This is a genomic window from Serratia sp. NFX21 (assembly GCF_048517035.1).
Classification (GTDB): domain Bacteria; phylum Pseudomonadota; class Gammaproteobacteria; order Enterobacterales; family Enterobacteriaceae; genus Serratia; species Serratia quinivorans.
This window is the reverse complement of the sequence record NZ_CP183196.1, coordinates 68,746-90,902: the sequence shown is the minus strand read 5'-3', so window position 1 is coordinate 90,902 and position 22,157 is coordinate 68,746. Positions and strand designations below refer to the sequence as shown.

The 22,157-nt window shown below is 56.6% G+C and carries 22 protein-coding genes; 14 read left to right on the top strand and 8 right to left on the bottom strand.

The features are described 5' to 3' along the window. The first annotated feature begins 19 nt into the window (after positions 1–19). The 12 genes from pilM (at position 20) to trpS (ending at position 10,254) form a co-directional block, all read left to right on the top strand. Positions 20–862, top strand: coding sequence for a type IV pilus biogenesis protein PilM (pilM, locus tag ACNT1W_RS00545; RefSeq protein WP_419246276.1), 843 nt, complete (start codon positions 20–22; stop codon positions 860–862). Beyond that, entirely contained in the window at positions 862–1,398 is a 537-nt protein-coding gene (locus ACNT1W_RS00540) for a PilN domain-containing protein (RefSeq protein ID WP_329909721.1), read from the top strand. Before pilM ends, ACNT1W_RS00540 begins: the two co-directional genes overlap by 1 nt. Then, complete coding sequence (locus tag ACNT1W_RS00535) at positions 1,391–1,912, top strand: hypothetical protein (protein WP_419246275.1); 522 nt, start codon at positions 1,391–1,393, stop codon at positions 1,910–1,912. The genes ACNT1W_RS00540 and ACNT1W_RS00535 overlap by 8 nt, the downstream gene beginning before the upstream one ends. Next, complete coding sequence (locus tag ACNT1W_RS00530) at positions 1,905–2,267, top strand: hypothetical protein (RefSeq protein WP_261414698.1); 363 nt, start codon at positions 1,905–1,907, stop codon at positions 2,265–2,267. Before ACNT1W_RS00535 ends, ACNT1W_RS00530 begins: the two co-directional genes overlap by 8 nt. Beyond that, positions 2,264–3,505: a DNA uptake porin HofQ gene (hofQ, locus tag ACNT1W_RS00525; RefSeq protein WP_419246274.1), complete on the top strand. Its 1,242-nt coding sequence runs from the start codon at positions 2,264–2,266 to the stop codon at positions 3,503–3,505. The genes ACNT1W_RS00530 and hofQ overlap by 4 nt, the downstream gene beginning before the upstream one ends. 350 nt (positions 3,506–3,855) lie before the next feature. After that, the gene (gene aroK / locus ACNT1W_RS00520; RefSeq protein WP_004391482.1) at positions 3,856–4,377 is read left to right on the top strand and encodes a shikimate kinase AroK; all 522 of its coding nucleotides are present in this window, start codon (positions 3,856–3,858) and stop codon (positions 4,375–4,377) included. Between the two features lie 91 nt (positions 4,378–4,468). Further along, positions 4,469–5,569, top strand: coding sequence for a 3-dehydroquinate synthase (aroB, locus tag ACNT1W_RS00515; RefSeq protein ID WP_012147281.1), 1,101 nt, complete (start codon positions 4,469–4,471; stop codon positions 5,567–5,569). A 155-nt stretch (positions 5,570–5,724) separates the two neighbouring features. Beyond that, complete coding sequence (locus tag ACNT1W_RS00510) at positions 5,725–6,747, top strand: SPOR domain-containing protein (protein ID WP_419246273.1); 1,023 nt, start codon at positions 5,725–5,727, stop codon at positions 6,745–6,747. Positions 6,748–7,002: 255 nt separating this feature from the next. Next, a complete protein-coding gene (gene dam / locus ACNT1W_RS00505; protein ID WP_012147279.1) occupies positions 7,003–7,815 on the top strand; it encodes an adenine-specific DNA-methyltransferase in 813 nt (270 codons plus the stop codon). A gap of 63 nt (positions 7,816–7,878) precedes the next feature. Then, positions 7,879–8,556 carry a ribulose-phosphate 3-epimerase gene (gene rpe / locus ACNT1W_RS00500; protein ID WP_012147278.1) on the top strand — a complete coding sequence of 226 codons (678 nt, stop codon included), beginning with the start codon at positions 7,879–7,881 and terminating at the stop codon, positions 8,554–8,556. Then, positions 8,549–9,247, top strand: coding sequence for a phosphoglycolate phosphatase (locus ACNT1W_RS00495; protein ID WP_012147277.1), 699 nt, complete (start codon positions 8,549–8,551; stop codon positions 9,245–9,247). The genes rpe and ACNT1W_RS00495 overlap by 8 nt, the downstream gene beginning before the upstream one ends. A gap of 2 nt (positions 9,248–9,249) precedes the next feature. Then, positions 9,250–10,254 (top strand): tryptophan--tRNA ligase, encoded by a 1,005-nt coding sequence (trpS, locus tag ACNT1W_RS00490; RefSeq protein ID WP_012147276.1) that lies wholly within the window; start codon positions 9,250–9,252, stop codon positions 10,252–10,254. Positions 10,255–10,305: 51 nt separating this feature from the next. Here trpS and cysG read toward each other — a convergent pair whose 3' ends face one another. The 4 genes from cysG to nirB are packed head-to-tail and all read right to left on the bottom strand — an operon-like array spanning position 10,306 to position 15,461. Continuing rightward, positions 10,306–11,709: a siroheme synthase CysG gene (gene cysG / locus ACNT1W_RS00485; protein WP_419246272.1), complete on the bottom strand. Its 1,404-nt coding sequence runs from the start codon at positions 11,707–11,709 to the stop codon at positions 10,306–10,308. 49 nt (positions 11,710–11,758) lie between these two features. Continuing rightward, a complete protein-coding gene (nirC, locus tag ACNT1W_RS00480) occupies positions 11,759–12,559 on the bottom strand; it encodes a nitrite transporter NirC (protein WP_419246271.1) in 801 nt (266 codons plus the stop codon). 29 nt (positions 12,560–12,588) lie between these two features. Next, complete coding sequence (gene nirD, locus ACNT1W_RS00475; protein ID WP_012147273.1) at positions 12,589–12,915, bottom strand: nitrite reductase small subunit NirD; 327 nt, start codon at positions 12,913–12,915, stop codon at positions 12,589–12,591. Continuing rightward, entirely contained in the window at positions 12,912–15,461 is a 2,550-nt protein-coding gene (nirB, locus tag ACNT1W_RS00470) for a nitrite reductase large subunit NirB (RefSeq protein WP_115183613.1), read from the bottom strand. The genes nirD and nirB overlap by 4 nt, the downstream gene beginning before the upstream one ends. Before the next feature lie 304 nt (positions 15,462–15,765). Between nirB and ACNT1W_RS00465 the strand changes: the two genes are divergently transcribed. Next, positions 15,766–17,034, top strand: coding sequence for a cytosine deaminase (locus ACNT1W_RS00465; RefSeq protein WP_419246849.1), 1,269 nt, complete (start codon positions 15,766–15,768; stop codon positions 17,032–17,034). Between the two features lie 67 nt (positions 17,035–17,101). Here the strand turns inward: ACNT1W_RS00465 and tsgA are convergent, their stop codons facing one another. From tsgA to ACNT1W_RS00445, 4 genes are all read right to left on the bottom strand, one after another. Next, the gene (tsgA, locus tag ACNT1W_RS00460) at positions 17,102–18,286 is read right to left on the bottom strand and encodes an MFS transporter TsgA (protein ID WP_012147270.1); all 1,185 of its coding nucleotides are present in this window, start codon (positions 18,284–18,286) and stop codon (positions 17,102–17,104) included. 189 nt (positions 18,287–18,475) lie between these two features. Then, the gene (locus tag ACNT1W_RS00455) at positions 18,476–19,456 is read right to left on the bottom strand and encodes a LacI family DNA-binding transcriptional regulator (protein WP_259191341.1); all 981 of its coding nucleotides are present in this window, start codon (positions 19,454–19,456) and stop codon (positions 18,476–18,478) included. Between the two features lie 95 nt (positions 19,457–19,551). Then, positions 19,552–20,859 carry a 6-phospho-beta-glucosidase gene (locus ACNT1W_RS00450; RefSeq protein ID WP_017894273.1) on the bottom strand — a complete coding sequence of 436 codons (1,308 nt, stop codon included), beginning with the start codon at positions 20,857–20,859 and terminating at the stop codon, positions 19,552–19,554. Further along, a complete protein-coding gene (locus ACNT1W_RS00445) occupies positions 20,856–21,200 on the bottom strand; it encodes a PTS lactose/cellobiose transporter subunit IIA (protein WP_259191342.1) in 345 nt (114 codons plus the stop codon). Before ACNT1W_RS00445 ends, ACNT1W_RS00450 begins: the two co-directional genes overlap by 4 nt. Before the next feature lie 354 nt (positions 21,201–21,554). On the opposite strand from ACNT1W_RS00445, the gene ppiA reads away from it, so the two are divergent. Further along, a complete protein-coding gene (gene ppiA / locus ACNT1W_RS00440) occupies positions 21,555–22,124 on the top strand; it encodes a peptidylprolyl isomerase A (RefSeq protein WP_012147266.1) in 570 nt (189 codons plus the stop codon). The last annotated feature ends 33 nt before the right edge of the window (positions 22,125–22,157 follow it).

Here is a 22,157-nt window from a genome sequence, read left to right as displayed (position 1 = left end):
TAAGGAGGTCGGGCAAAATATGATCACTCAAGCATGGCAGGTGGGGCTGGATATACAAAGTCACTGCGTTCGTGCCCTGGCAGCACAGCGCCGTCGCAATGGCTGGCAACTGCGTCACTGGTGGCAACAAAGGTTGCCGCAACCGGTGCTGCGTGAGGGCTGTCTGGAGCAGAGCGACGCGCTGATCCAGGCGTTGCGCCAATGGCGGGTTCAGTTACCAAGACATATTTCCTTACGCATTGCTCTGCCCGCGCAGCGGGTTTTACAGCACAGGTTGCCACTGCCGGACGCCAGGCTGAAAGAGCCGGCGCGCGGTGACTACATCACCAGCCAGGGGCTGAAAAAGTTTCCTCTGGATAGCCAAACGTTGGCGCTGGACTACCGCCAATCCCTGCCCGAACACGCGACTCTGCTGCTGACCGCTGCCCGTCAGCAAGAGCTGCAACAGTGGCTGAACTGTTTGCGTCAGGCCAATTTACAGCCGCAGGTGGTTGATATTGCCCCATGCGCCCTACGCGTGATGGCGGCGGCCGCAGGCGTGTCGGGCGAAGCCGGTTTGCTGCACCGCCTCGATGAAGAATGGTTATGGGTGACCGCACACCGAGCGGAGTTTGCCTATGGCCAGGTATCGATTCGGGAAGCGGACGGGGCAAATCAGGCGTTGGCCGCAATGCGTACCGCCTGCCCATCGCTCGGCGAACATCAGATTTACTATAGCAGCGTGATGGATGAGCAGCCTCCGTCTGGAAGCTTGCCGTGGTCACCGCTCAGCGCTTTCAGCCAGCTGCGTCCTCCGTTACCCCCATTGCCGGCGGCATTTGCCCTGGCCGGCGGGTTGGCGCTGCGCGCTGAGGACAACTGATGTATCAGGTTAATCTTTTGCCCTGGCGCATAGGGGGCCAGCGTCGCCGCTATGCCTTTTGGCTACGCATATTCATCTTGCAGTTGGTGCTGGTGTTGGCGGTTCTGATGGTGGTTTTTGGCCTGTTGAGTCAGCAACAGGTACAGCGGCATGAGGCACTGCTGATGCTGAGCGGCCAACAGACAGAATTGACCGAACGCTATCAACAATTGCAACAGGCGGTGGCGCGTCTGGCACGCTTAACCGCGTTGGCGCAACAGCATGACAACAATCGGGTGCATAACCGGCGTTACCTGCAGCTGTTGCAGCAGCTCTCCACCCTGTTGCCTGCCCCGGTGTGGCTTATCGCACTGGAAAGCCACTCGCAGAATATCACTTTACGGGGACTTGGCCGGCGTTATGAGGCGGTGCTTCAGTTTGAGCAGCAACTGACGGCGTTACCCCTGTTACAGAACTACCGCCTGGCAGAGGTGGTACAGCGCCAGGATGGTCTGTTCTCGTTTACCTTGATGGCGCAGTGGGGGCCGGGTGGATAAGTCATTGCCGCTGTGGTTGGCGAGGGGGCTGAGTTTGCCGGGTTGGAAACTGTTGGCCATCCAGTGGCTGGTGTTGGGCAGCCTGATCCTGCTGTTCGGCCTGCTTCTGCTGCAAGGGAAATGGCAGCAACTGGCCGACACCGAGGCGCAGCAGCAGCGTCTGATGCAACAGATGACCCCCTTGTGGGAGCAACTGGCTCGTATGCCGACGCTGGATCAGGTGAATCAAAGTCTGCAGCAGGTCAGCCGCCCGCCTGCCGCCGATAGCGATTTGGCGAGCACGTTGCAACGAGCGGGGGCCGGGCTGCAGCGTTGGCAGCAGCAGGGTGATTCGCCGCGCCAAACCCTGATGCTGCATCTCAATTACGGCAGTTTATTAAGGCTGCTGGAGCGTTTTCCAGCCCAGTTGCGTATTGATCAAATGACCGTTGAGGCGCAGGTGGGGGAACTAGCGGCGCATTTCATTCTCCAGGCGGCTTTGGCAGAGGCAGAGGCGGTAAACCCCAATGAATAAATGCTGTGGGTTCTGGTTACTGTGGCTGCCTCTGGCGCTGATGGCCCAGCCTCAGCCACGCGATCCTTTTAAGCCATTACCCTTGCCCGACTGTCCGAGCGCGGCGGAGTTACCGGTGAATTGGCAATTGAAGGGCACCATTGGGCAAGCGGCGTTACACCATGCCTGGGTGGTTACGACCGCCGGGCAGTGGCTGCGATTAAAACCCCAACAAACCCTGTTAGACGGGCGTTGGCGGGTGGAGCAGGTCGTTAAGGGGCAAGTAACGCTGAAAGCGAACCAGGGCGATCCGCTGTGTCCGGCCGCTGAGAATGCAGTGGTGTTGACCCTGAGAAACCATAAGGAAGAAAAATGAAAGGATGCCATTGGTTGGCCGGGTTGCTCTGGGGTGTGGCTATCGCCGGTGCAGCACAGGAGCAAGAACCCGTTTCGCTGGAGTTTCAGGAGGCTCCCATTACGCTGGTGTTGCAGGCGCTGGCGGACTATCAACAGCTGAATATGGTCACCGCTGCCGGTGTGGGGGGCAACCTGACGCTGAGGTTGGATAATGTGCCCTGGCACCAGGCACTGGCGGTGATTTTGCGTATGGGGAAGTTGTCAATGACGCTGGAAGGGAATGTCATGATGGTCTCTCCTGAACCCAATGAGCAAGAAAAGCAGCGCCAACAGCAGGCGTTGGCACAAAAACAGCCGCTGAAAAGCGTAACCCTGCCGTTGAGTCATGCCGATGCCGAAGAGGTTGCGGAAAACCTGAACGCGCAGGGTGGAATATTGCTGAGCGAACGTGGCAGCGTGGTGGCAGATAAACGCACCAATGCGGTGTTGATCCGCGATACAGCATCGATCGTGGCGTTATTAACGCAAAGGATCGGCGAAATGGATACGCCTTTGGCTCAGGTGCAATTGGCGGCGCATATCGTCACCATCAACAGCGAGAGTTTACGTGAGCTTGGCGTGCGCTGGGGGTTGGCTCCCGACGACCGGCCGGCCAGCTCATGGCAGATGGACGGCTTTAACGTCGGGTTACCACTGGAGCGCAGTGCTGTCAGCGCGGGTTTCCATCTGGCGCGAATTGGCGGGCGATTATTGGATCTGGAGTTGATGGCTTTGGAGCAGGAGAACCGGGTAGAAATCATTGCCAGCCCACGCCTGCTGACTGCGAACCTGCAAACCGCCAGCATAAAGCAGGGGACTGAAATTCCCTATGAAGTGAACAGCGGTTCCAGTGGGGCGACGTCGATGGAGTTCAAGGAAGCAGTGCTGGGCATGGAGGTGACGCCGAAAATTTTGCCCAATGGCCGCATCACCCTGACGTTGCAAATCAGTCAGAACATGCCCGGGCGTTCAATCAGCCGTGCGGCCGGCGAAACGTTGGCGATAGATAAACAGGAAATCAAAACTCAGGTGACGGTAAAAGATGGCGAAACCGTTGTTTTGGGAGGCGTATTTCAGCGCCATAGCACCGAGGGGGCCGATAAGGTTCCCGGAATTAGCGACGTGCCGTTGCTGGGTTCCCTGTTCAAACAGAGCAGCAAACAGCATAAACGGCGCGAACTGGTGATATTCATTACTCCGACATTGATTAAGGCCTGAGCAACCGGGTGTGCGGTTCGTGGGAAATCGCCTAAAGTTGATGAGCAGATGCACTTTTTTATCACCTTCGAGGCATCTGCGTTTGACGCTGCGACCGATTTAGCTTACAAGGGTTACCGAATTGAGCACCGAGGTTTTTTTGTTAGCGCCAAGACGCCGTTAAAAACGTATGGTTTCCCTCCTGCGGCGTGGATTGCGATTTATTCGGTTGCCAAACTACCAAGAGTGTTGAGATAATTTTCCGTCTGATCTCGCACTATCGTTCATGAGGTTTCAGTTTAGGTCCCGCCGCTGATTTGATTGGCGGGGCGGGTTAACATTAACGAATTGTCTTAGTAATACCGAAAAACATGGCAGAGAAACGCAATATCTTTCTGGTTGGGCCTATGGGTGCCGGCAAAAGCACTATTGGCCGTCAGTTAGCTCAGCAACTCAATATGGAGTTTTTCGACTCCGATCAAGAAATTGAGCGACGTACCGGAGCTGACGTGGGCTGGGTATTCGACGTGGAAGGTGAAGAAGGTTTCCGCGATCGTGAAGAAAAAGTCATTAATGAACTGACGGAAAAGCAAGGCATCGTGCTGGCTACCGGCGGCGGTTCGGTTAAATCGCGTGAAACGCGTAACCGTCTGTCGGCGCGTGGCGTAGTGGTGTATCTGGAAACCACTATCGAGAAGCAATTGGCCCGTACCCAGCGCGACAAAAAGCGTCCGCTGCTGCAGGTTGATTCTCCTCCGCGTGAAGTGCTTGAAGCGCTGGCGAAAGAGCGCAATCCGTTATACGAAGAAATTGCAGATGTCACCATCCGCACCGACGATCAAAGCGCCAAAGTGGTTGCCAACCAGATAATCAACATGCTGGAAAGCAACTGATAGCGGTTTCCGTGTTCGCCACGGCAAATGCGGAAGACTGATTGTGTTCCCCGCGTTGCGGGGATAAACCACATTGAGAACTGAGCGCGACATGGAGAGAATTACCGTAACGCTTGGGGAGCGCAGCTACCCGATAACCATAGCCGCCGGATTGTTTAACGATCCGGCTTCTTTTATGCCGCTGAAGGCGGGTGAACAGGTCATGCTGGTCACCAACCAAACCCTGGCGCCACTCTATCTGGACCACGTCCGGAAGGTGTTGGAGCAGGCAGGCGTCATGGTGGATCAGGTGATTTTGCCTGATGGCGAACAGTATAAATCTCTGGCCGTACTCGAGCAGGTGTTCTCGGCACTGTTGGAAAAGCCGCACGGTCGTGATACCACGCTGATTGCCCTTGGGGGCGGCGTGATTGGCGATCTTACCGGCTTTGCCGCCGCCTGTTATCAGCGCGGTGTCCGCTTTATTCAGGTCCCTACCACGCTGTTGTCGCAGGTGGACTCTTCCGTTGGCGGTAAAACCGCCGTCAATCATCCGCTCGGCAAGAACATGATCGGCGCCTTCTATCAACCCGTTTCTGTGGTGGTTGATCTCGATTGCCTGAAAACCTTACCGGCGCGTGAGCTCTCCTCTGGTTTGGCTGAAGTGATCAAGTACGGGATTATTCTCGACCACGATTTCTTCGTCTGGCTGGAAAACAATATCGATGCCCTGGTGGCGCTGGATATGCAGGCTCTGGCCTACTGTATCCGTCGCTGCTGCGAGCTGAAAGCTGAGGTGGTTGCTGCTGACGAACGCGAAAGCGGGCTGCGCGCGCTGCTGAATCTGGGCCATACTTACGGCCATGCGATCGAAGCCGAAATGGGCTATGGTGTATGGTTGCACGGTGAGGCCATTGCCGCCGGTATGGTGATGGCGGCAGAAACCGCGCACCGTCTCGGCCAGTTCTCCCGCGAAGATATTGAACGTATTAAAGCACTGTTGTTGCGCGCCGGTTTACCAGTGTGTGGCCCGCAGGAAATGGCTCCGGGAACTTATCTGCCGCATATGATGCGCGATAAGAAAGTCCTGGCCGGTGAATTGCGCCTGGTACTGCCGACGGCCATTGGCCAGGCGGAAGTCCGTGGCGGAGTGGGGCATGATATGGTGCTCGCTTCGATCGCAGCTTGCTTTCCTGACGGAATGTCTAAGTAAATCGGACGAAGTAACAGTGGCTTAGCCGCCGTTTACATCTATATTAATTAATGTGCAAAGCATGACTGACGTCGCTTTGCCATCATCGGGTTAATCTGCCCGTGCCACGGTAGGTATACAGTGGTGGGCTTTTGCCTCTAGTTGGAGGGTTTCAGATGGATGAGTTTAAACCGGAAGACGATCTCAGACCTGATAGCAGCGATCGTCGTCCTGCACGTTCGCGTAAACCGGCTCCGGGACCGCGTTTTGCCATTTCACGTCAGCATTTAATGATTGGTATCGGTATTTTGGTGCTGTTGTTGCTGATTATCGGCATTGGCTCGGCGTTGAAGGCGCCAACCAAGCATGAGGCGGCACAGGATAGCGCACAGAATGGCGCAGCCAAGGACATTAATCTGTCAGGTTCTTCGTCACTGACTGCCGGTAATACCGGTGTTCCGGGCGGAACCACGGATACCAATGACAATAACGGCGTGAGCAGCAGCTCGCAGCCGCAAACCGTCAGCGTTCCTCCGATCTCCAGCACCCCGACGGAAGCGCCACCGCAGCCACCGCAGGGCGGCGCGCAGCAGCGTGTCGATCTGCCGGGCAATATGTCGGATGCATTGTCAGCGCAGCAGGGTCAGGTTGATGCCGCTACGCAGGGCATGACGGGCCCAGCTTCGACGCTGCCAACGGCCCCGGCAACCCTGATGAACGGCGCTGCGGCGAAAGAAACCGTCCGCCCGGTTCAGGGTACTGCGCCACAGCAACATAAAACACCGGCGAAAACCGTCAGCAAGCCGACGGCCACGGCCACACAGCATAAATCGCCAACCACGGTGTATACGCCGGCACCAACCTCTTCTGCCAAAGCGGGAGCAGCCAGCGCCAAGGCAGGAGCCGTTAGCGGCAGCGGCGGTTCGCTGCAGTCTGCACCGGCAAGCCATTACACTCTGCAACTGAGCAGCGCCTCGCGTTCCGATACGTTGAACGCCTACGCCAAGCAGCAGAAATTACAGCATTATCTGGTCTATTCGACTAAACGTGACGGCAAGCCTTGGTACGTGCTGGTGAGTGGCAACTATGCCTCTTCTGCGGAAGCCAAGCGTGCTATTGCGACGCTGCCGGCAGATGTTCAGGCGAAAAAACCCTGGGTCCGGCCTGTAAGTCAGGTCCAGCAGGATCTGAAAAAGTAACCCGATAGATTTCAAGCTGCATTCAGGCATTGAAGGGGCGCACAAACTGCGCCCCTGTTACTCAGGGCGGACAGAGTCGCCCATGACCGATGGCTGGAGTTGCCTGCGGACAGGCCGAATAACTGTGCGTGGCCAAGGGTGCTGCGGCTTGAAGGATGAAGGGTATCAATCACTTAAATTTGTGCGCTGATGTGCTGTCTGAAACAGAGTACAATCCGCCGCTCTGAATTGTATAATAAGTAGCTAATTGACGGCATGAAGAAAAACCGCGCTTTTTTAAAATGGGCTGGTGGAAAATACCCGCTGGTGGACGAGATCCGTCGTCACCTACCAGCAGGCGACTGCTTAATCGAGCCCTTCGTGGGTGCGGGTTCAGTCTTCCTGAACACGGAATACGACGCCTATATTCTCGCCGACATCAACAGCGATCTTATTAATCTGTATAACATCGTTAAACTGCGTACGGATGACTTCGTGCGTGATGCCCGCCTGCTTTTCACCGATGAATTCAATAAGTCAGAACAGTTTTACCTGCTGCGTGAAGAGTTCAATATGAGTGCCGATGCTTACCGTCGTGCGCTGCTGTTTCTTTACCTGAACCGCCACTGCTATAACGGCCTGTGCCGCTATAACCTGCGCGGGGAGTTCAACGTGCCGTTTGGACGTTATAAGAAACCGTACTTCCCGGAGGACGAGCTGTACTGGTTCGCTGAAAAATCCCGCAACGCCACTTTTGTCTGCGAGCATTACCGCGATACCATGGCAAAAGCCGAGCGTGGTACCGTGGTGTATTGCGATCCGCCGTATGCGCCATTATCGGCGACGGCGAATTTTACCGCCTACCACACCAACAGCTTTAGCATGGCCGACCAGCAGAGCCTGGCGCTGATGGCGCACCAGCTTGCGGTAGAAAGTCAGGTGCCGGTATTGATTTCCAACCATGATACCGAGCTGACGCGTGATTGGTACCAGCACGCCTCGCTGTACGTGGTGAAAGCGCGCCGTACCATCAGCCGCAATATTCTTGGTCGCAGCAAAGTGAACGAGCTTTTAGCGCTGTATCGTTAAACCGGGGTTACGCCCCGGCGTAGTTATCCTATGGATTTCGAACCCTACGTTTGGAGATAGCGGATGAAAAAATTTTTGATTGCCCCGTCCATTTTGTCAGCAGACTTTGCCCGTCTGGGTGAAGATACTGCCAACGTGTTGGCCGCAGGCGGCGACGTAGTGCATTTTGACGTAATGGATAACCACTACGTTCCCAATCTGACCATCGGGCCGATGGTTTGTCAGGCGCTGCGTAATTACGGCATCACCGCACCGATTGACGTTCACCTGATGGTGAAACCGGTCGACCGCATCGTGCCGGATTTCGCTGCAGCGGGCGCCAGTTACATCTCTTTCCATCCGGAAGCCTCCGAACACGTCGATCGCACCATTCAATTGATTAAAGAGCACGGCTGTAAAGCCGGCCTGGTGTTCAATCCGGCAACGCCGCTCAGCTACCTCGATTACGTGATGGATAAAATCGACGTGATCCTGCTGATGTCGGTCAACCCTGGTTTTGGCGGTCAGTCGTTTATCCATGGCACTTTGGATAAGCTGCGTCAGGTGCGCAAAATGATCGACGAAAGCGGTCGTGATATCCGACTGGAAGTGGATGGTGGCGTGAAGGTCGACAATATCGCCGAGATCGCTGCCGCCGGTGCGGACATGTTTGTCGCAGGTTCCGCTATCTTCAGCAAGCCGGATTATCGTCGGGTGATCGACGAAATGCGCAGCGAGTTGGCGAAGGTGACGCATGGCTGATTTTGGAGCCATCCGCGCTCTGGCTTTCGATCTCGATGGCACGCTGGTAGACAGCGCGCCGGGGTTGGCAGCCGCTATCGATCTGGCCTTGGCGGAAATGGGCCTGCCGCAGGCCGGTGAGGCCCGGGTGGGCACCTGGATTGGCAACGGCGCCGACGTGCTGGTACAGCGTGCGCTGCGCTGGGCAGAAGTGGAAGCCACGCCGGAGCACTGCGGGCAACTGCGCGAGCGCTTCGATCATTTCTATGCGCAAACCGTCGACAGCGGCAGTCGCCTGTTCCCACAGGTGAAAGAAACCCTGGCTCAACTGGCTGCGCAAAATTACCCGATGGCGCTGGTGACCAACAAGCCAACGCCGTTTGTTGCGCCGTTACTGGCCGCATTGGGCATTATTGATTACTTCTCGCTGATTATCGGCGGTGACGACGTGGTGGAAAAGAAACCGCACCCGGCGCCGCTGTATCTGGTCCTCGGCAAGCTTGGCCTGCGCGCCAACGAGTTGCTGTTTGTCGGCGACTCCCGCAATGATATTCAGGCTGCGCAAGGGGCAGGTTGTCCAAGCGCCGCACTGACTTACGGTTATAACTACGGCGAGGCCATTGCCCTGAGCCATCCCGACCGCGTGTTGGAGCGCTTTGCCGATTTGTTGCCCGCTCTTGGGCTGTCATCTTTAGAGAATCAGGAAATTTAAACATGAGTAAGCCCATCGTATTTAGCGGCGCGCAACCGTCCGGTGAACTGACCATTGGCAACTACATGGGTGCACTGCGTCAGTGGGAAAAAATGCAGGATGATTACGACTGCATCTACTGCATCGTTGACCTGCATGCGATCACCGTACGTCAGGATGCAGAAAAATTGCGTAAGGCCACGCTCGATACGCTGGCGCTGTATCTGGCCTGTGGTATCGATCCGCAAAAAAGCACCATCTTCGTGCAGTCGCACGTACCGGAACACACGCAGCTGAGCTGGGTGTTGAACTGCTACACCTATTTCGGCGAACTGAGCCGCATGACCCAGTTCAAGGACAAATCCACTCGTTATGCAGAGAACATCAACGCCGGCCTGTTCAGCTACCCGGTATTGATGGCGGCGGATATCCTGCTGTACCAGACCAACCAGGTGCCGGTCGGCGAAGACCAGAAACAGCATCTGGAGTTGAGCCGTGACATCGGTCAGCGTTTCAACGCGCTGTACGGTGACGTGTTCAAAGTGCCTGAGCCGTTTATTCCCAAGTCCGGCGCCCGCGTGATGTCGCTGCAAGAGCCGACCAAGAAGATGTCCAAGTCGGACGATAACCGTAATAACGTGATCGGCCTGCTGGAAGATCCGAAAGCGGTGGCTAAAAAGATCAAACGCGCGATGACCGACTCGGAAGAGCCGCCAGTGGTGCGTTATGACGTGGTGAACAAGGCAGGGGTATCCAACCTGTTGGATATTCTCTCCGGCGTGACCGGCAAGAGCATCCCTCAGTTGGAAGCCGAGTTTGAAGGGCAGATGTACGGCCACCTGAAAGGCGCCGTCGCTGACGCGGTCTCCGGCATGCTGGGTGAGCTGCAGGAGCGTTATCATCGTTTCCGTAATGACGAGGCCCTGCTGCAGCAAGTGATGCGTGATGGTGCTGCCAAGGCCCGTGCACGCGCTCAGGAAACGCTGGCTAAGGTTTACCAGGCTGTGGGCTTTGTTTCCCCGCAGTGAAGCTCCGAGCAAAAAGAAAAGCGGCCACTGGCCGCTTTTTTTACGTCTGTATCAGGCCATTTGCGCCAGTGGTTGCGGCGGCTCCTGGCTTGAGAACCAGTTCAGCTTGCTGCGCAGGCTGACTACGCTACCGACGATGATTAAACTTGGGCTGGCAGCCTGTAAGGCCAGCGTCCCCAGTTGGCTCAATTCCCCTTCGATCACTCGCTGGCGGCAGGAAGTGCCGTTTTCTACCAACGCCACCGGCGTAGCGGCAGGCATGCCGTGGGCGATCAGTTGGCGTTGGATGTCCGCCGCCTGCGTCAGGCCCATGTAAAACACCAGAGTTTGTTGCCCGGCAGCCAGCGTTGACCAGTCCAACCCACAGTCACTCTTGGCGTGGCCGGTCACCAGCCGCACGCTCTGCGCATGATCGCGATGGGTGAGGGGAATGCCGCTGTAGGCCGAACAACCGGAGGCGGCGGTAATGCCCGGCACCACCGAGAATGCAATATTGGCGTCGGCCAGGGTTTCCAGCTCTTCACCACCGCGGCCGAAGATAAAGGGGTCACCGCCTTTCAGCCGCACCACGCGTTTACCGAGCTGCGCCTGCTGCAGCAAAATTTGGTTGATCTGCTCCTGCGGCACGCAATGGTGGCCGGCCCGTTTGCCGACAAAAATGCGTTCGGCATCGCGGCGCACCAGTGTCATGATTTCATCAGACACCAGCCGGTCGTAAACCACCACGTCAGCCTGCTGGATTTGCTGCAGGCCTTTCAGCGTCAGCAAACCGGCATCGCCCGGCCCGGCGCCCACCAGCACCACTTCGCCGCACTCTTGCGGTTGATGGCTAAACAGTTGCTCAATTTGCCGCTCCGCCAGCGCTACGTCATTATTGGCCAGTGATTGTGCCAGCCGATCGTGGGCAAACAGCTTTTCCCAAAAACGGCGGCGTGAGCCGATGTCGCTGAAGTGCTTTTTCACCCGCTGACGTAGTGAACCGCCCAACTGTGCCAACTTGCCAAGATGTTGGGGCAGTACGGCTTCCAGCTTTTCGCGCAGCAGTCGTGCCAGCACCGGGGCTTTACCGCCGGAGGACACTGCGACCATAATCGGCGAGCGATCGATAATCGACGGCATGATAAAGCTGGCGCGCTTCGGATCGTCGACCACGTTGCAAAATACCCGCTGCTGGTTGGCACATTGGTATACCAACGCATTGACCTCGACCTTGTCGGTAGCGGCGATCACCAGCCATTTTTCCGCCAGTAACTCTGCGCTGAATTCACCGGCCGCCAGCGTGAGGCGGCCAAGATCAGCCCACTCGTGGAACTGTGGGGTGAAGCTACAGGCGTTGACGGTCAGAGCCGCACCGGCGTCCAGCAGCAGGCGGGCCTTGCGCTCGGCAATCTCACCGCCACCGACCAGCAGGCAGGCTTTGTGTTGCAGTTGGCAGAAAATCGGCAGGTAATCCATCGGCAATCCTCGGGGCAATCAGCAGTGGGGCGCAAGGCGCCCCGGAATATTATGCGGTCTGGCGAGCTACGGCTTTATCAGCCTGTGGCCGTTCGGCGCGTGGGGTGGCGTACCAATAACCCAGCCCCATCAACACGGCACCGGACAGGGTATTGCCCAGCGTCACCCACAGCAGGTTATGACCGATCCCGCTCAGGGTATAGGCTTCGCTGTGATTGCCGAACCAGGACAGGGCGAACAGCGTCATGTTAGCGACCGAGTGTTCATAACCGGAAGCGATAAAGGCCAGCAGACACCACCAGATGGCGATGAATTTGGCGGCACCCTCAACGCGGATGGCCATCCAAATCGCCAGACAGACCAGCCAGTTACACAGCACGCCCTTGAAGAACAGCACTTCTGCCGGTGCAGTGGTTTTCGCCAGTGCCACGCTGTGTACCAGACTGGTGTCCACCGGCAACAGGCTGCCGCCGCCGTAATAATACATCAGCGCCACCAGTACCGAACCCAACAGGTTACCCAGCCAGGTTTGCGGCAATACGGCCCACATCTGGCCCTGCGTAATGGTGCCAGCTTTGACGCCCAGCGTCAGGAACATGGTATGACCGGTGAACAACTCCGACCCGGCAATGATCACCAGCGTCAGCGCGATGCCGAAGGTGGCACCCATCACCAGTGGACGAAGTGACGGATCGACCAGATTGCCGAGGGTGAAGATCAATATGATGCCGAGGCCGACGTAGGCCCCGGCCATTGCCGAGCTGATCCAAAAGCCCAGCGGGCTGTGCTTTGCCAGCCTGACGATGCGCGCCGCGTTGGCGGCACATTTGTTGATGGTATCGGTGAACATGCTGCTTCCCCTGAGGTTAAATAAAAATATCAGGCCGCGACCTGTACCATGCCGTCCACAACCCGGCTGGTGAAATGCGCGACGCAGCGACTGTCATCTTCCAGACAGTAGCCGTCGTGCAGGCGGAAATGCTGTTTTTTTAGCGGGCTGGCGACCCACAGCTCACCCTGATGTTCGGCAATCAGCCCACGTGACAACACGCTGGCCTGGGCGAAGGGATCAATATTGCTGATGGCAAACACCTGCTCGTCGGCAAAGGGGCGGAAAATCGCCACCTGTTGGTCGCCGACCAGGGCACACACGCCGGTGCCAGGCAGAATATCGGTGATGGCGCAAAGGGTTGTCCACTGGCTCATACGTTGTTCTCCTCGGCTTCAAGCAGGGTGACGGGAATGCGTTCATCCGGACGTGCCGGACGGTGCTGTTCGCGCTCGGCGACCACCTGGACGTTAGGATCGCGCAGGCTGCTGTTGATAAAGTGGGCGAAGCGCACCTGGGTTTCAGGGTGCTCAAGGGTTTCTTTCCACTCGCAGACAACCGCATCACGCAGGCGGGCGATCTCGGCTTCCAGTTGGTCGTTGATCCCCAGCTTGTCGTCAATAATCACCTTACGCAGGTAATCGATACCGCCTTCCAGGCTTTCCAGCCATACCGAGGTGCGCTGCAGTTTATCGGCGGTGCGGATATAGAACATCATAAAGCGATCGAGGTAGTGCTCCAGCGTCTCGCGGTCGAGATCGGCTGCCAGCAGGTCGGCATGGCGTGGTTTCATCCCGCCGTTACCGCATACGTACAGGTTCCAGCCGTTTTCGGTTGCGATAATACCGACGTCTTTGCCCTGAGCTTCGGAGCATTCACGGGTACAGCCGGAAACGCCAAACTTCATTTTGTGCGGGGTGCGAATGCCCTTGTAGCGATGTTCCAGTTTGACGCCAAACCCGACGCTGTCACCGACGCCAAAGCGGCACCAGGTGCTGCCGACGCAGGTTTTGGACATGCGCAGCGCCTTGGCGTAGGCGTGGCCGGTTTCAAAGCCGGCGGCAATCAGTTTGCTCCAGATGGCCGGCAGGTCGTCTTTCTGTGCGCCGAACATGCCGATGCGCTGGGAGCCGGTCAGTTTGGTGTAAAGGTTATATTCCTTGGCGATCTGGCCAACCACCATCAACCCTTCCGGGGTAATTTCGCCGCCGGGGGAGCGTGGGATCACCGAGTAGGTACCGTCTTTCTGGATATTGCCGAGGAAGTTGTCGTTGGTGTCCTGCAGCGCCGTGTGTTGCGGCTTGAGAATGTACTCATTCCAGCACGAGGCCAGCAGCGAGCCTACGGTCGGTTTACAGACTTCGCAACCGTAGCCCTTGCCGTATTTGGCCAGCAGTTCGTCGAAGGATTTGATGCCTTCGACGCGGATCAGGTGGTACAGCTCCTGGCGTGAATAAGCGAAGTGTTCGCACAGGTGGTGGTTCACCTCAATGCCCTGTTTGCTCAATTCGGCGTTCAGCACCTGGGTGATCAGTGGAATACAGCCGCCGCAGCCGGTACCGGCCTTGGTTTCTGACTTGAGCGCGGCCACGGTATGGCAACCCATGCTGACCGCTTTGATGATATCGCCTTTACTGACGTCGAAGCAGGAACAGATTTGCGCGCTTTCCGGCAGTGAATCGACGCCAATGGCCGGTTTGCTGCCCGCATGCGCCGGCAGGATCAGGCCGTCCGGATTTTCCGGCAGTTCGATAGCATTCAGTGCCAGCTGCAGCAGGTTGCCGTAGTCGCTGGTGTCGCCCACCAGTACTGCGCCCAACAGGGTTTTGTTGTCGGCGCTGACCACGATGCGTTTATAAACTTCTTTGCTTTCGTCCAGATAGACGTAGCTGCGTGCGCCTTCGGTGCGGCCGTGAGCATCACCGATACCACCGACGTCGACGCCCAGCAGTTTCAGCTTGGCGCTCATGTCGGCACCCATGAAGGTATTTTCACGACCCAGCAGATGGTCGGCGGTAACCTGCGCCATTTTATAGCCTGGGGCTACCAGTCCGAAGGTGCGCTCACGCCATGAGGCGCATTCGCCGATGGCGTAAACGTCAGGATCGGAGGTCTGGCAACTGTCGTTAATCACGATGCCGCCGCGGCGGGCAGTGGCCAGACCGCACTGATGGGCCAGTTTGTCCTGGGCGCGGATGCCGGTGGAGAAGACGATAAAGTCCACTTCCAGCGCGGTACCGTCGGCAAACTGCATGGTTTTGCGCGCCTGTTCACCGCCGTTGACGATTTCCTGGGTATTTTTACCGGTATGGACTTTGACGCCCATGCGTTCAATCTTGCGGCGCAGTTGATCGCCGCCCATCGGATCGAGCTGTTCGGCCATCAGTACCGGCGCAAACTCGATAACGTGAGTTTCAACACCGAGGCTTTTCAGCGCACCGGCGGCTTCCAGCCCCAACAGGCCACCGCCGACCACCGCACCGCGTTTGCTGCGGCGGGCGCAGGCTTCGATGGCGTTCAGATCTTCAATGGTGCGGTAGACGAAACAGTCCTGACTTTCGGAGCCTTTGATCGGTGGGATCCACGGATAAGAACCGGTGGCCATGATCAGTTTGTCGTAGTAGACGGTGCGGCCGGTATTAGAGTGAATGACTTTCTCGCTGCGGTTAATGGTGATGGCGCGTTCACCAACCAAAACTTTCACGCCCTGCTTCTCGTAAAAGCCTTCACGTACCAGTGAAAGTTCTTCGGCGGTGTGGTGGGAGAAATAAGAAGAAAGGTGTACGCGATCGTAGGCGATGCGCGGCTCTTCACAAAATACGGTGATGTCGAATTGGTCTTTGTCTGCTTTTTCCAACAGATCTTCGATAAACCGGTGGCCGACCATGCCATTGCCGATGACAGCGAGTTTGACTCTGCTCATTATTGCCTCAAAATTCTGGTTTCCTAGCGTTACCTTATTCCTCCCTGTGGGCAATTTATTGATGCAAATCAAGCGCCCCTCCATATACCTCTAATGTGGTATATGAATGATTTTTATCGTTATTTGATAAGTTGCGGTTTTTATTCATCTTTAGCTGAAACGAGCCAGTTAATGCGAATTCTACCCATTCGGGAGTAATGGGTGGGGGTAATAAATTATTGGCGTCTTTGTCAGTAGGATGAGCTGCCAGTATGATGAATGAAACAGGCTGGAACAGCAGAGGTGAAGGGTGGCCAAGAGTCCATTGAAGTTTATCGATAACCTGCGTCTGAGCGGGCATGAAGGGCTGTGGCAATTGGCCATTGAGCAGGGGCGCATCGCCCATATCGTGCCGCAGCCGGAAGGGCGGGAATGGCGCAGCGACGTGCTGGATGCACAGGGCGGGCTGGCGCTGCCGGCGTTTGTCGAACCGCATATCCATCTGGATACCACCCAGACCGCCGGGCAACCGGCCTGGAACCAGTCAGGCACCCTGTTTGAAGGCATTGAGCGCTGGGCCGAGCGCAAGGCGCTTCTGACCCACGAGGATGTCAAACAACGCGCCTGGCAGACGCTGAAATGGCAGATCGCCAACGGCGTACAGTACGTGCGTACCCACGTTGACGTTTCTGACCCGACCCTGACCGCGCTACGTGCGATGCTGGAAGTGAAACGGGAAGTCGCACCCTGGGTCACGCTGCAAATCGTCGCTTTTCCACAGGAAGGCATTATGTCTTATCCCAACGGCGAGGCGCTGTTGGAAGAGGCGCTGCGGCTGGGCGCTGACGTGGTAGGAGCCATTCCGCACTTTGAGTTTACGCGCGAGTACGGCGTGGAGTCCCTGCACAAGGCATTCGCCCTGGCGCAGAAATACGATCGGCTGGTGGATGTTCACTGTGATGAGATAGACGACGAACAGTCGCGCTTTGTCGAAACCGTGGCGGCGTTGGCGCTGAAGCTGGATATGGGCGCCAGAGTCACCGCCAGCCACACCACGGCGATGCATTCCTACAATGGGGCTTACACTTCACGGCTGTTCCGCCTGCTGAAAATGTCCGGCATCAACTTTGTCGCCAACCCCCTGGTCAATATTCACCTGCAGGGGCGCTTCGACAGCTATCCGAAACGGCGCGGCATCACCCGGGTGAAGGAGATGCTGGAGGCGGAAATTAACGTCTGCTTCGGCCATGATGATGTGTTCGATCCCTGGTACCCGCTGGGCACTGCCAATATGCTGCAGGTGCTGCATATGGGGCTGCACGTGTGCCAACTGATGGGATATGGCCAGATCGACGACGGGCTGAAACTGATTACCAGCCACAGTGCACGTACTCTGAACCTGACCGACTATGGTTTGAAGGCTGGCAACAGCGCCAATCTGGTGATATTACCGGCCGATAGCGGCTTTGATGCGGTGCGCCGACAGACGCCGGTGCGTTACTCGATACGTCAGGGCACGGTGATTGCCGAAACCCTGCCGGCAGAAACCACGCTGTATCTGGCGCAGGATGAGAAGGTGGATTTCCGGCGTTGAGCTGGGGGTTATCAGCATAAAAAAGGGCGCCGAGGCGCCCTTTTCATATCACGTCATTGACGACAGATCAGTGGGTCACGTGACCGTGGCTGCGGTGCTTGGTTACGAAACCGAGCAGCAGACACATCACGAACACCGCCAGGTACAGACCATTGGCGGTAGTCAGCGCCGCGTGTGCGCCGCCTTTGGCTACGATCGGGCCGGTAACCACGAAGGTCAGCATGGTGCCGATGGTGCCGCAGGTCAGGATGAAGTTAACCAGTTTCGGTGAGGAAACCTTGGTCTGCAGCGAGCCCAGAGTGATCAGGGTGGTGTAGATGGCGCTGGAAACGAAGCCCAGAGCCATAATGTAATAGCTCAGGTGTTCCGGGTTATCGGTGCTGACGAACAGGTACATCGCACCGGTCGCCAATGCGGCCAGGATAGTGACGATGCGCTGCAAATCGAAGAAGCGCAGGATAAAGCTGAATACCCACATGCCGATCATGTACGAGGTCCAGAAATCGCTCACCAGCTTACCGGCCTGGCTGATATCCATCCCGAACGACTTGGTGGCGTATTCCGGCACCCACTGAATGAAGCCAAGCTGGCCGAGGATGTAGCACAGTGCGGCGATCGACAGGAACAGCACGCCGATACCCCATTTCTCTTTCACTACCGGCTGGCCGGCGTCGGCGCCCTTGTTGCCCAGTACCGGGAACTCGGAGAACAGGGTCAGCACAAAGATACCTACATACAGCAGGCCGATGCAGGCGTAAACCCAGTACCAGCCGATCTGACGCGCCAACAGCATCGCTGCGACAATCGGGAAGATCATCCCAGCCATGCTGAAGAAGGAGTCAGTGAACAGCAGGCGCGAACCGCGTTGGCGGCCGGCATACATATGGGTGATCAGGAAGGTGCCTATCGACATGGTGATACCGCTGACCACGCCAAGGATAAACATGCACAACGAGAACATGGTCAGGCTTTTACCGAGCATCAGCCCGGCAATAGCCAGTACCATCAGCACAAAGCCAAACATCAGTTGACGTTTAAGCGGGATAATTTCCATCAGCCAGGCATTGAGGAAGATCGAAATCAAAATACCGGCGTTAAGGAAGGTGAAAGTATTGCTCATGCTGGAAACCGGCAGATTAAAGTACTCTGCAATGTTCCCCATCACCATCCCTGTGACGATAACTAAAGCACCGGTCAGCGCGTAAGAAAAGTAGCTGATCCAGGTAAGCCGTAGACGGTTGCTATCATTCATTATTTAGGCCTGATTAAGTCTATAAAGAGTTTAAAACTGGATTAAGGCCGCTGGCTTTTCCTGGCAAAGCAGAAAAAAGTCCCGATCAGGCCACCAGGGAGCGGATCCTAGCACAGACAACGGGAGTTTTTGTGATGCCTATCTACTTTTTGATGCAATCAATGAGTAGTTCTGAAATATTTTTGTGATCTATTTGCTCGCCGTCACGATCGAGTCGCGGCTGATGACTATCGGCGCAAAGCTAACCGGTGGCGTGGCCGGGTCAATCAGCAGGCGTGCGGCATATTGCGCCATTTCGCTAATCGGGAAATGCACGCTGGTCAGCGCTGGGCGGACAAAGGGGGCGCGTTCGCCGCTGTCGTAACAGATAAGCGAGATATCTTGCGGCACCCGCAGGCGGTGTTCGTTGACGGCCAGCAGTGCGCCGATAGCCATTTCTTCATTGCAGCAATAGATGGCGGTGGGCAGGGTTTTCATTTTCAGCAGTTGATCGGCGCAGCGATAACCGCTCTCCAGATCGTAAAGCCCTTCGGCGCAGGCGACCGGCTTGATATGCGCTGCCTGCATGGCCTGTTCAAAACCCTGCAGCCGCAAGAGACTGGAAGGGCGGTCGCGCGGGCCGCTGATACAGGCGATGTGGCGGTGGTCGGCATCAATCAATTGTTGTGTTGCCATGCGGCTGGCGTACTGGTGATCGAAAGTGACGCAGTGCGCTTCCAGGCCGGGCACCAGGCGATCGAGCAGCACAAAGCGGCGTTGCTCCGCTGCCAGTTGGCGCAATTGGTCATCGCTGAGGAAACGGACGTGCAGGATCACGCCATCGCAGCGCAGATTGAACAGCCGCTGGATCGCCTGCCATTCGTTTTCCGCACTGTTACGCCCCTGGGTCACCAGCAATTGCTTGCCGTGGGATTCGGCTTCGGTTTGCACAAAGTCCATCAGTGCGCCGAAGAAACCGCCGCGATAGGAGGTAGTGACCAATCCCAGGGTGTTGCTGTGGCTGGAGGCCAGCGCACGGGCGGCCGGGTTGGGCGTGTAGCCAAGTTGGGCCACCGCCTTTTCAACCTTCTCGCGGGTTTGCCCCTTAACGTTGGTATCGCCATTCACTACGCGTGACACGGTGGCGCGGGACACGCCCGCCAGGGCTGCGACATCTTCCAGTGTCACCATCATCCGACTCCTGATTACGACAAAAATGGGGCCGACTCAGCGACCCCTGTATACTAGGTATAGCAATGTATCAGCAACCGCGGTTGGCCCGACGGTTATTTAAACTGAGGCAGATAAGGCGCGTTCACCGCCAGCACTTCATCCAACAGCGGCTGTGCCACATTGGCATTGCCGACCAACGGGTTGGTGACCAACGCCAGCAGGCCACTGCGGCGATCGCCGTGCACTGCGGCTTCGATGGTCAGGCGCTCATAGGCTTTCACCTGTTGGGTCAGCGCGTGCATGGAATCCGGCAGCGTGCCGAAGGTCAGCGGATGAGCACCCTGAGCATCGACGATACAGTTGGTTTCTATCACCGCGTCGTCCGGTAAACCGCGAATAGCGCCACGGTTTGCGGTATTAACGACTAATTGCGTTCCGAGATTATTATGGATCGCACGAATTAGCTCCAGCGCCACTTCCGAATAATATGATCCACCGCGGAAACTTAACTGCTCCGGTTTGCTGTCGAGATGTGGATCGGCATACAGCTCAAACAGCTCTTTCTCCACCTTCATCACCTGCTCGGCGCGGGTACCGCGTTCGGCTGCTGCGGCAATTTCCTCGGCCAGCATTTCTTTGGTTTGGTAGAAATAGCGGTGATAGGGGCAAGGGATCGCCCCGACGGCGCGCAGGAAGTCCGGCTGCCAAGGTTCTTCCTTGATGTTGTTCATGGTCAGCGCGGCACCGTCGCACAACATGTCGATCACCTTGCCTGTGACGTCATGCCCGTTTTGCAGCACCTGATGTACCCACACCATGTGGTTCAGCCCGGCGAACTGCAGCTGTACCTCTTGAGAAGGGACTTTCAGCATGTTGGCAATCATGTGATGCATGCTGATCGGCACATTGCACAGGCCGATGATTTTCGCTTTGGTGTAGCGGGAGACCGCTTCGGTGACGATGCCGGCTGGGTTGGTGAAGTTGATGATCCAGGCTTCAGGCGCCAGTTTTTCCACCCGGCGTGCAATATCCAGCATCACCGGAATGGTGCGCAATGCCTTGGCGAAGCCGCCAACGCCGGTGGTTTCCTGGCCGATTAAATCGTATTTCAGCCCCAGGCGCTCGTCGGCGGCGCGTGCCGGCAACTGACCCACGCGGAACTGGGTCAGGACGAAATTGGCGTCGCGAATGGCCTCATCCAGTTCGAAATGCACGCTGACCTTTACCTGCTCCAGCCCGTGGCGCGCCAGCATGCGTTCGGTCAGCGCGGCAATAATCTCGACCTTTTCGCGGCCAGGCTCAACGTCAACCAGCGCCAGTTCGGTGACCGGCAGTTCTTCGATACGCTGGATCAAGCCATCGACCAATTCTGGCGTGTAGCTGCTGCCGCCGCCGATGACAGCGATTTTTAACGATTTCATGCACGAATCTCCATTTTGGCCTGACGGCGGTAAAGCTCAATCATGTCATCCGCCAGATCCTGGATCACCATGGCGTTCATCAGATGGTCCTGGGCATGAACGGTAATCAGGTTGATGGTCAGTTTGCCGCAGCCTTCGTCCAGGCCGATCAGCTGGGTCTGGATCAGATGGGCCTTTTTTACCGACTGTTTGGATTCGGCCATGTGCCTGGCTGAAGCTTCAAAGTCGCCGGCACGCGCTTGTTGCAGCGCCATCAGCGCACTACTGCGGGCGCCACCGGAGAACACCAGCAGCTCCATGATGGTGCTTTCAAAATCGGGGCTGATTTCAGTTTCAGTCATCAATTCACTCACATTATTTCTCCTGTATTGCACGGCGGTGGTGCCGGCGGACATTCATTATTCTTATCTTTGCGCTAAATGAGAGCGCTCTCATTTATCTAGAGTAACGGGAATGGGAAATGAAACCGGGAGTTGTGTCGCAAAAAACGACCAAGGCGTAAAAAGGGCAAAAAATGCGTGATGCAGTTGGCAAAAAGGTCTAAGGCGATCATACTTTTGGCAGTAAAATCCGGGGCTGACTGAGATAAGTCCCACTATTAAGTAAATATAGGTAAATGGCTGGCACTCGCAGGTGCAGCTCTTTAGAATCAATGCGCTTTTCCGTTGTTTGTCTCTTAGAGAAAGGACCCGTTAATGTTCAAACGTACTTTAGTGACCTTCGTTGCGCTGTGTTCCCTGACAGCAATGGCACCTGCCGCGCTCGCCGCCGGTGAAACTCATGTCATGCTGACTACCTCGGCTGGGAATATCGAATTGGCGCTCGACAGTCAGAAGGCTCCGGTTTCCACCAAGAACTTCGTCGACTACGTGAACAGCGGCTATTACAACAACACCATTTTCCACCGTGTGATCCCGGGCTTTATGGTTCAGGGCGGTGGCTTTACTGCTGACATGCAACAAAAATCCACCCAGGCACCGATCAAGAACGAAGCGGATAACGGCCTGCGCAACCTGCGCGGCACCATTTCGATGGCGCGTACCGCTGACAAAGACAGTGCCACCAGCCAGTTTTTCCTCAACGTGGCAGATAACGCCTTCCTGGATCACGGCCAGCGCGATTTCGGCTATGCGGTATTCGGCAAAGTGGTCAAAGGGATGGACGTGGTAGATAAAATCTCCCAGGCACCGACTGGCAACGTCGGTCCGTACCAGAATGTTCCGAGCAAACCTATCGTCATCCTGTCAGCAAAAGTGCTGCCATAATGATTTTGCGCCGGCCCCAGGTGGGCCGGCTGC

Coding starts and splice junctions, on each gene's coding strand:
- pilM (WP_419246276.1), top strand. CDS start 20: ATGATCACTCAAGCATGGCAGGTGGGGCTGGATATACAAAGTCACTGC.
- ACNT1W_RS00540 (WP_329909721.1), top strand. CDS start 862: ATGTATCAGGTTAATCTTTTGCCCTGGCGCATAGGGGGCCAGCGTCGC.
- ACNT1W_RS00530 (WP_261414698.1), top strand. CDS start 1,905: ATGAATAAATGCTGTGGGTTCTGGTTACTGTGGCTGCCTCTGGCGCTG.
- hofQ (WP_419246274.1), top strand. CDS start 2,264: ATGAAAGGATGCCATTGGTTGGCCGGGTTGCTCTGGGGTGTGGCTATC.
- aroK (WP_004391482.1), top strand. CDS start 3,856: ATGGCAGAGAAACGCAATATCTTTCTGGTTGGGCCTATGGGTGCCGGC.
- aroB (WP_012147281.1), top strand. CDS start 4,469: ATGGAGAGAATTACCGTAACGCTTGGGGAGCGCAGCTACCCGATAACC.
- ACNT1W_RS00510 (WP_419246273.1), top strand. CDS start 5,725: ATGGATGAGTTTAAACCGGAAGACGATCTCAGACCTGATAGCAGCGAT.
- dam (WP_012147279.1), top strand. CDS start 7,003: ATGAAGAAAAACCGCGCTTTTTTAAAATGGGCTGGTGGAAAATACCCG.
- rpe (WP_012147278.1), top strand. CDS start 7,879: ATGAAAAAATTTTTGATTGCCCCGTCCATTTTGTCAGCAGACTTTGCC.
- ACNT1W_RS00495 (WP_012147277.1), top strand. CDS start 8,549: ATGGCTGATTTTGGAGCCATCCGCGCTCTGGCTTTCGATCTCGATGGC.
- trpS (WP_012147276.1), top strand. CDS start 9,250: ATGAGTAAGCCCATCGTATTTAGCGGCGCGCAACCGTCCGGTGAACTG.
- cysG (WP_419246272.1), bottom strand. CDS start 11,709: ATGGATTACCTGCCGATTTTCTGCCAACTGCAACACAAAGCCTGCCTG.
- nirC (WP_419246271.1), bottom strand. CDS start 12,559: ATGTTCACCGATACCATCAACAAATGTGCCGCCAACGCGGCGCGCATC.
- nirD (WP_012147273.1), bottom strand. CDS start 12,915: ATGAGCCAGTGGACAACCCTTTGCGCCATCACCGATATTCTGCCTGGC.
- nirB (WP_115183613.1), bottom strand. CDS start 15,461: ATGAGCAGAGTCAAACTCGCTGTCATCGGCAATGGCATGGTCGGCCAC.
- tsgA (WP_012147270.1), bottom strand. CDS start 18,286: ATGAATGATAGCAACCGTCTACGGCTTACCTGGATCAGCTACTTTTCT.
- ACNT1W_RS00455 (WP_259191341.1), bottom strand. CDS start 19,456: ATGGTGACACTGGAAGATGTCGCAGCCCTGGCGGGCGTGTCCCGCGCC.
- ACNT1W_RS00450 (WP_017894273.1), bottom strand. CDS start 20,859: ATGAAATCGTTAAAAATCGCTGTCATCGGCGGCGGCAGCAGCTACACG.
- ACNT1W_RS00445 (WP_259191342.1), bottom strand. CDS start 21,200: ATGACTGAAACTGAAATCAGCCCCGATTTTGAAAGCACCATCATGGAG.
- ppiA (WP_012147266.1), top strand. CDS start 21,555: ATGTTCAAACGTACTTTAGTGACCTTCGTTGCGCTGTGTTCCCTGACA.